Raw genomic sequence first — 8,832 nt, forward strand, 5'->3', positions numbered from 1 at the left:
ATTAAACTATAGATCCATAATTTTCATTTTATATTTGCGGAACGAAGGAACATGGACAAGGCGCCGTCCATTTCCGATACAACATATGCAGTTTAACGATTTCAAATTTAAGATGAGGGAGGTGTTTGAGATGAGTTTTAGCTTTCAAGGGCAAGGATTAAAAAAAATAATCGCCATACTTCTAAGTGCGGTTTGTTTCACGGGCTTGGGTACGAGGGAGGCTTTGGCCTCGCCCTATCAGACGTATTGGGATTGCAGCGATAACCTTTATGACTGTCAGGCGGCCGATCTGGTACCTGAACTTGCACAGCTTGCGCACACTGTCAGAATCTATATTCCCGAAGGGAAGGTAATGTCATACCATTACAAGGATCTCAGAACGAAAAATAGGTACGACAGTTCATACACGGAAATTTTAGTTTCATATGACGACCGGGGTCAACAACGACAAGTTGCTTCTTTGAATGTCCCTATAGGGGGCGAAGCCGGAGGAGATCTGATTGCGCCGAGATCGGACTATTATTATCTTACGATACAATGTTATTATGGAGGCAATTGTGACGGATCAGGCTACTTACGCACATCGAAATAACAGGATGCGGCCTTGCGAAGCGGTCTAGTCTGCTATTTATGATACAAAATGTATCAAATAAGAAGCTACAGCTCAATTTTTCACATCGGGGGGATGGAGGAACGATCCTTTAGCCGATGCAGCGTTCTAAAATTTAATAATTGGAAAGGACGGTGTATGAAATGAGTCTGGCGTTCAAAGAAAAGGCGGTTCAAAAAATAATCGTAGTGCTTATCATTACTGCGCTTTCCACAGGCTTGGGCACGAGGGAAGCTTTTGCTCGCGTTACGTACGATTGCAGCGACGAGTTCTATTCATGTCAAGGGGCATTCCTTCCCCCAGGCTATGGAGGGTCACAAACCAGAGACATTTATGTCAAGGAAGGAATGGTAATTACTTATAGCTACGTAAGCATCTATGAAAACGTTTATAGTACGACTGTTTCTCTCATGAGTCTCAATGACGGTGTCGTCAAATCCGAAGTCGTTGTGCCTCCGGAAAAAGGCGCCGGGGGATACTATACTGCAACCAGAACGGACTTGTATTCTCTTAAGTTTGAATGTGAAACGGATCATGCGATGGAATGCTATGGCGACGGTTATTTAAGAGTGCCGAATGAACCGTGAATAATGGAGCATTGAAAGCAGGACGACCCAGCCTCAGCTTGTCGCCCGCTCCAGAGTTTCTAAATACGCAAAGGCCTCTTCGTTCGAATGGCCGCACATTTCCTCCGAGGCCCGCAGGCTGCCGCATATGGCCGGGCGTTCCGGACTCCCGAACAATCCGCATCGGTTATCCGCCGTGAGCTGGATGCAGCGAACCCCGGCAGGCTTGCCTTCCGGCATGCCCGGGATCGGGGAAGAAATCGATATGACGATGCAGCAAGCGGCGCATCCGATCCGGCACTCCATAGGTCTTACCTCCTATTGTCTCGCGCTTCAAGCGCGCTCTGCGACTCATCCTCTTAGTATACCATATCCTTTCCGAATATCGGGCAACCTGCGGGTTGCCCCTTTTTATGTCAGGAAGACCCTATTAAAAATGGAAAATATAATGAAGTAGATAATTTTATCCCACCAAAGTTGAAATGTATACCTGTGACGCGTCATGGCGCGATTTTATAATAAAAGCAAGGTGAAGGTCACCGATACAAATATGGACATAGGGGGATTCCCAGATGAAGAAAAGTGTACTTTGTTCCGCAAGCGCAGCGCTCTTGCTGACCACCGTACTGGCTGGCTGCGGCAGCTCTGCGCCGGCTGCGAATAACGACAAAGACAAAGGCGCGGAGGCCGGCAAGTCGGCTGCCGGTACGGAAGCGAAAGCCGGCTCGTTCCAAATGACGGTGCGCCACATCAACGTCCGGGACACGGCGAAATCGACGCTGGAGCTGTTGCAAAAGGTGACGGCGAAAACGGAGCAGGACGTTCCGGGACTTAAGCTGAACCTCGACGGCGTTGAAGATACCGTCAACCGCGATGTGAAGCTGAAAGCGGAAATGTCCTCCGGCAAGCCGCCGCATATTTTTAACTTATTCGGCGGTGCGGATACCCAAAACTATGCCAAAGCAGGCCATTTGCTCCCGTTGAACGATATTCTTAAAGAGCTTGGCTTGTCGGACCAATTCTACAACCTCAGCGAATTTACGGTAGACGGTAAAATCTACGGTCTGCCGGAGTCCGGTTACGTGGAAGGGTTCTACTACAACAAGAAAATGTTCCAGGACGCCGGCGTACAGGTTCCGAAAAACTGGGAAGAGTTCCTCAAAGTCTGCGAAGCTTTGAAAGCGAAAAAGATTACGCCGATCGCGTTGGGCGGCGGTCCGGAAAGCGCTTGGGCCATCAACATGCTTGGCAACAGCTTGTTTGTCGGCTTAGGCGGTACCGAGCTGCAGGAAGGCTTCAAACCGGGCAAAACCAAGTGGACCGACGCTCCGGTTGTAGAAGCGTTCAAGCGGATGAAGGAATTGAAGGAAAAGGGCTATATCGATCCTAACGTGTTGGGACTGAAATATGCCGAAGGTCAAGCGAAGTTCTACACAGGCCAGGCTGCTATGCTGTTTGACGGCACTTGGGCGACTTCCGCGGTGCTTGACAAGGAAAAATCGACCGTGAAAGACAATGTCGGCTTCTTCCGTCTCCCGGATGTGGGCGGCAAAGGCGACGGCTACATCAACGGCGGCTGGAGTAACGGCTACGGCTTCTCCGCTCACCTGAACGAGAACGAATTGAAAGCCGTCAAAACGTTCATCAAAAACTTCTACACGGTCGAGAATCAAGCCGACCAGCTGAACAAAGCAAACCGGATTCCGGCTATGAAAAACGTAAAAGGCTCGAACGACGCGCATCCGCTGGTCAAAGAAATCAGCGACGCTCAAGGCTCGGCTAAAGGTGCATTCCCGGCGTTCGACGCTTTGGTTCAGCCGAAAGTGAAGGTGACGCTCGAAACTTCGATGCAAGAGCTGCTTGGCGGACAAATTGCACCGGAGAAAGTAGCCGAACGCATGCAAAAAACGCAGGAAGAAGCGAATAAAGCCGACGGCAATAAAAAATAAAAAGCTAAACGAGGGTGCCGCCAACGCGCGGCGCCCGCATTTTGCTATCGGAGGGTGATCCATGAATAAGGTGCTGAGGAATCCGGTGGCCTACTTAATTTTTGTCGTCCCGGCCCTGGTTTTGTATGTGACGTTTTATATCGTCCCGCTGTTCTCGTCCTTAAGATATTCCGTCACAAGCTGGAACGGGATTAACGAACCGGTGTTCAACGGAATTGATAACTTTCTTAAAGCGCTCCAAGACGAAAAGTTTTGGATCGGATTTAAAAATAACGTCTATTTTGTCGGGTTTTCGCTTATTATTCAAGTTCCGATTATTATCGCGGTCGGTATTATCATCAGCAGGGCGAAGAAGATGCTGGGACTTTATAAAGTATCGGTTTTTTTGCCGAGCGTGCTGTCGACGGCTGCAGTCGGGATTATATGGCAATTCATATACCAACCGGATGCCGGGCTGCTCAATCAGCTTCTCCGTGTTACCGGGTTCGCCGAAGTGGCCAAGCCGTGGCTCGGCAACCCGGATACGGCGATGACCGCGGTGCTCGTAGCGAACGCTTGGCAGTGGACCGGATTTTATATCGTTCTGGTGCTCGCGGCCATCTTCGCGATTCCTTCGGAAGTACTGGAGGCGGCGGAAATTGACGGCGCCGTCGGCTTCAAGAAGGCGTGGCACATCACCGTGCCGCTCATTCGATCGGTTATTGTCGTCGTCATGCTGCTGTCGATCACGGGTGCGATGAAGGCGCTGGATATCGTATTGATTATGACCAGCGGCGGGCCTTTCGGCAGTTCGGAAGTCATGGCCACGTATATGTACAAGCAGGCCTATTCAGCCGGCGAATACGGTTACGCCAATGCCATTGCGATTATCATTTTTGTGTTTACGTCTGTTGTCACGCTTATTTTCCATCTGTTCTCACGCAGGGTAGAGGAGGTTAAATACTGACATGAAGAAAGCGTTGGCCAAAAGTATTCCTCATCTCGTCCTGATTCCGTATGTGCTTATCGTCGTTTACCCGATTTACTTCATTGTGATCTCGTCTTTAAAGAAAAATAACGAAATCATCACGAATCCATGGGGATTGCCCTCGGAGTTTTCCTTTTCGCACTATGAGAGCGCGCTGACGAATTCACATTTGGGCACGTATTTTATTAACAGCCTTTATATCGCTACCATCGCTACGGTCGGGTCTTTGCTGCTCGCCATGGGGATCGCCTTCGCGGTCACGAGAATGCGGTTTCCGTCGATCAGCAAGCTAGTGTATGGTCTGCTGCTGCTCTCGCTGCTCATTCCTCCGGCTTCGCTGCTGATTCCGCTGTATATTATGGTGAAGGACATGGGGCTGTACAATACCCCCTTGGCGCTGATTATTCCGTATATGGCGTTCGGGATTCCGTTAACCGTCTTTGTCGTGGCGGCTTTCATGAAGGCGATTCCTACCGAGCTCGAAGAAGCCGGCATCATGGACGGGCTGTCCGCTTACGGCTTGCTGTTCCGGGTCGTATTCCCGCTATCGCTGCCAACGCTCGTTACGGTGTTCATCATTAACTTCCTCGGCCATTGGAACGAATATGTTATGGCAAACCTATTCCTGTCCACACAGACGCTCCGGACGCTGCCTGTGGCGGTTGTCGGGTTTGCGGACAAATTCAACATGAACTATGGCGCCCTGTGCGCTTCGATCAGTATCAGCGTCATCCCGATCATTATCATCTTCACCTTTTTGCAAAAACAAATTATTGAGGGCGTCACGGCGGGCAGCGTAAAGGGGTAATCGCCCCTTCTGCCCGCCTTCGCTGCGTCATGGGCAGGGCGATCTCTATTTCAACCGAAAACCTCTTTCTAAATCACTCAAAACGAAAAGACCTCAAAGAATTCGAGGTCTTTTCGTTGTCGTTATATTTTGCCTAAGCTGAGCATCAGCCGATAAATCATGGCCGCCGCCTGAGCGCGGGAGGAGGGCTCGTTGCCTGCGAACCTGGTTTCTTCCACTCCGTTAATGATGCCTTTATCGAATGCATAGGCTACGGAGGACCGCCCTTTCGGGGGAAGATTGTCGATATCCTTGAAAGGAAGCTGGATGTTCACGCCCGGAAGCTCCATTCCCAGAGCCTCCACCAGCATGAAAACCGCTTCTTCGCGGGTGAGCGGCTGTCGAGCGCCCTCTTCTTGGGCACGTTGGTGCCAATCCGCGTCTTTTCCTAATACCCGGTCCAGCATGACGGCAAATTCGGCCCGCGTCACGGAATCTTCGGGAGCGAACGAATCGTCCGTTTTCCCTGCAATCACGTGTTGGGAGGCAAGAATCTCCATCTCATTTCGTCCCCAATGCCCGGCTATGTCGGCAAACGTTCGGTGATACTCCAGCGCGACATAAGAGCCTGGGCGGGAAAGGCTGACAACGAGATTGTCGCCGTTGCGGGCCGACGCTCTGTCAAAGCTCCATCCGGTTTCCCGGTCTTTGCGGTACAACCCTGCTTTTTGCCCTGCGGCTGTCTTGCTGTCTAGCTTTAAGGTAAGGGTAATCGGCTGGCCGAAGACGTCATTAGAATGGTAGACGGATACGATCGGGGAAACCATGGTCGCGCTTCCCGCCGCCATCGGTTGAACACCGCCTAACCCTTCGGCGCTGACGGCCATATTGATTTTCAGACCTTCCTTAGTTCTAAACTCCGAAAGCGCAGCATTCGGAAGTTCGATAGCGAAAGAGCTGCCGGTAATCATCATCCGCGTGCCTGCGGCCAGTAAACGATCGGTGGTGGCCGGGTCCAGTTCAATGGTGACGGAATGAAACTTGGACAGGCTGACGGAAGTGAAATTCATCGTTATGGCTTCCGTTTTTCCCTTGGACCATTGACGCTCCATTTCATCCTTGGAGATGGAAATGACCGCCGTCTCCATTCCGTTATTCGACGCTGTCTTTAAGTAGCCGATAATTCTGCCGTCGTCCATGATTTTCAGGCGATCCTCCACCTTTGGTCCGGCGGTAAATGACGACGGCGGCAGAGCCGGGGCCGATTCAGAGTCTGATCCCGAATCCGGTTTTGGTTCCGGCACAGGATCAGGCTTGGGTTCAGGCTTCGGCTCGGGTTTCGGTTCCGGCTGTGGCCGGTTTTCACTTTCCACCGTAATTGCAGCCGATGTTGCGGCTCCGGCATAGTTGATAAAAATAGTCGTTTGTCCCGACTTGATCCCGCGAACGAGGCCCGTCTGATCGACAGAAGCGATTTTGTCATCCGAAGAGGTGAAATTCAGCCCGGAAGTCACGGGAATCGTCTTAAAGCCTCCGTTCGAATACACATCCGAATAGACGCTGGAGTATACGGAGGCCGTCACGCTTAGCCGGACCGTGTCACCCGCTTTCAATGCCGCTTGGGCAGGAGTGACGGCGATGGAGACCACACCCGGCGGCGGGTCGACCGGAACGCCGGTGATTTTGTTGATTTTGGCCCGAATCATGAAGTTACCGACCGTCGTCGAACGCGACCATTGATCGCCGTCTTTTTTCCAAGAGCGCTTGAAGTTTTCACGGTAATCGTCAACGGCCAGGCCGGGAACATCCGGGTACACTCCGGTCTGCAGGTAGGCTATGTAAAAGTCGCCGTTAAGAATGACCGGGTTTTGAAAAGCAACGTCGGTCCATGTACCGTCTGTTTTGGCTGTTCCGTCATAAGGTCCCGCGATCATTTTCCCCGGGGTACCGTCGATCGGATCGGCTTCATAGATCGCATATTGGAAGCGGGTTCCTACCGGTACCGGCCAACCTTCGTTCCAAAAGAAAAAGCGCGCCCCCGTCACCTGCGAAAGGCCGTCCGCCGTCATCCGCACCACATAGCCGTTCCCGGCGACGTGATACGCTAGCGCGTTTTCCGCCTTGCCGCTATCGTATGCCAGTTCATTCGGAGTACCGGTAAATGATTGCAGTCTTACAGGTTTGACGAGCGTTTGATCTCCCTGCACATGAATCGGCGTGTTTTCGGATAAGTAGCCGAGCGCGGAAATCAGCAGGGTATAATCGCCTTCATACGCTTCCATCGAAAACTCTCCCTGCGCATCGGTGATCGCAGGTGTCGTCCGAAGATCCTCCATCGTTCTGACATTGGCGCCTGCAATCGGTTTACCTGTCTGCCGATCGGTGATTTGCCCTGTAATCCGTCCTTTGGCCAAAGGCTGCAGATGGAAGTCCGCCTTGACGGTGTGGTCCTTTTGAATGCTGACCGTTCGGGTTACGGGACGATAACCGTAAGCTTCGACACGCAGCGTGTAGTCTCCGGGCGGGTGTTTCAGCGTATACCGGCCGGTTCCCGTCACGGTTTTCGTCGAGCGGTCCGTCTCAAGCACCGTGACGGTAGCGTCGGCAGGCAGGGAAGATGCTGCTGCGTCGCTGCTCTGCAAGGAAAAGCTCTTCGTCGCGCGGATGGCTTGCAAAGAAGGCCTGAAGCCCGACCGCGCCGGCTGCTCGTCATCGTTGGCGTTGGCCTGACTTGCCGATTTCGATTTGACCGGAGGCGTTTCTCTTACTTCGAAATCGTCGATGTACCATCCTGCGCTGCCTATCGAATTTTTGCTTGTAAGGTGAAAACGCACCTTGATCTTGTGCCCGACATAGTTCCCTAGACCAATTTCTTCCAAATACCAAAATCTTGTCGGCTGCTTTGGATATTGAGCGATTTTATCCCACGTCGCGCCGTTATCCTTGCTGACTTCGACATACGCTTTATCGAATTCGTCCAAATCATGCCACTGCTGAAAATAGACCGAGGCATGCTGCGCCCGAGTCAGATCGATTTCAGGGGAGATCAGGCTTTGGTCGCTGTTCTTTGCAAGCTCCTTCAACAGTCCGGTTCCCCATACATTCGGTGCCGAAACGGCGGTCTTGGGCCCGCGAGCCAGATTGGGCACGCCCCGCTCCCACTGATCGTTATCTCCGCTGTGCGTCCAGCCGTTGTCATCGGGTCCGTTAAAGTCGTCGGCGAACAGTTCTTTGCCGGCCGTGAAGGTCCAGGACACTTCGTTCGACGGCTCGCTTAGAACGTTGCTTTGGGTTCGGGCTTTAACCGTATAGTAATAAGTGCCTTTTTGCGGTGTCGGCATCTCCCCGTAATTTTGCGAGCGGCTTGTTCCGACCTCTTGATAATAGCCGCCAGGCTGTGTGGAGCGGTAGATGACGTATTCTTTAATTTTTCCTTCCGGCGCTTTGTCCCACTCGACGATCACTCTTCCCGGCGTGTTGCTTCTTATTTTGACGTGAGGCGCCGGGGGTAGGGCCGTTTCCGGGCCGATCAGTTCCAGATTGTCGATGTACCATCCGAAATCGCTGCCGTATTCGCCGTTCAAGTTAAAGGCGACAAACACCTGCTGACCGGCATAAGCCGACAAATCGAGGTAATCGGTTTTCCAGCCGTAGCTTTGAAAGTCAAAGTGCTTGACCCGATCGAAGGCAAAACCGGTTTTGCTGGAAGCGACGAAAATTTCGGCCTTATCGAAAATTGCGTTCATCCAGTTTCCTAATTTGTACCAATGCGTGAAGGAAAAAAAAAAACGAATAAAGAAGAAAATTTTGGTTCAGACAGAATATTTATCGTCCAGTTACGATGAGATCACCTTAGTTCGGGAATAGGCTTCGGCATGTCCGCTTGTCAGAGTTCGCCATTCACCGATCACAATATCGCCGCAAATTTCACTGTCTTGGCTCTGTTGTAGCAA

Annotated in this window: 6 protein-coding genes; 4 read left to right on the forward strand and 2 right to left on the reverse strand. The window is 51.8% G+C overall.

Features of this window, described 5'->3' with window-relative positions:
* Positions 1–753 precede the first annotated feature (753 nt).
* Positions 754–1,197, forward strand: coding sequence for a hypothetical protein (locus QJ48_RS25915; RefSeq protein WP_054976292.1), 444 nt, complete (start codon positions 754–756; stop codon positions 1,195–1,197).
* A 33-nt stretch (positions 1,198–1,230) separates the two neighbouring features.
* Here QJ48_RS25915 and QJ48_RS25920 read toward each other — a convergent pair whose 3' ends face one another.
* Positions 1,231–1,482 carry a YkgJ family cysteine cluster protein gene (locus QJ48_RS25920; RefSeq protein WP_054976293.1) on the reverse strand — a complete coding sequence of 84 codons (252 nt, stop codon included), beginning with the start codon at positions 1,480–1,482 and terminating at the stop codon, positions 1,231–1,233.
* 266 nt (positions 1,483–1,748) lie between these two features.
* On the opposite strand from QJ48_RS25920, the gene QJ48_RS25925 reads away from it, so the two are divergent.
* From QJ48_RS25925 to QJ48_RS25935, 3 genes are all read left to right on the forward strand, one after another.
* Positions 1,749–3,125, forward strand: a complete 1,377-nt coding sequence (locus QJ48_RS25925; protein WP_054976294.1) for an extracellular solute-binding protein — start codon at positions 1,749–1,751, stop codon at positions 3,123–3,125.
* Between the two features lie 61 nt (positions 3,126–3,186).
* Positions 3,187–4,071 carry a carbohydrate ABC transporter permease gene (locus QJ48_RS25930; protein WP_054976295.1) on the forward strand — a complete coding sequence of 295 codons (885 nt, stop codon included), beginning with the start codon at positions 3,187–3,189 and terminating at the stop codon, positions 4,069–4,071.
* A 1-nt stretch (position 4,072) separates the two neighbouring features.
* Positions 4,073–4,900, forward strand: coding sequence for a carbohydrate ABC transporter permease (locus tag QJ48_RS25935; RefSeq protein WP_054976296.1), 828 nt, complete (start codon positions 4,073–4,075; stop codon positions 4,898–4,900).
* A 122-nt stretch (positions 4,901–5,022) separates the two neighbouring features.
* Here the strand turns inward: QJ48_RS25935 and QJ48_RS25940 are convergent, their stop codons facing one another.
* Entirely contained in the window at positions 5,023–8,625 is a 3,603-nt protein-coding gene (locus tag QJ48_RS25940) for a carboxypeptidase-like regulatory domain-containing protein (RefSeq protein WP_054976297.1), read from the reverse strand.
* Positions 8,626–8,832: the final 207 nt, after the last annotated feature.

The sequence above is a fragment of the Paenibacillus sp. A3 genome (genome assembly GCF_001399685.1).
Taxonomy (GTDB): Bacteria; Bacillota; Bacilli; order Paenibacillales; family NBRC-103111; genus Paenibacillus_G.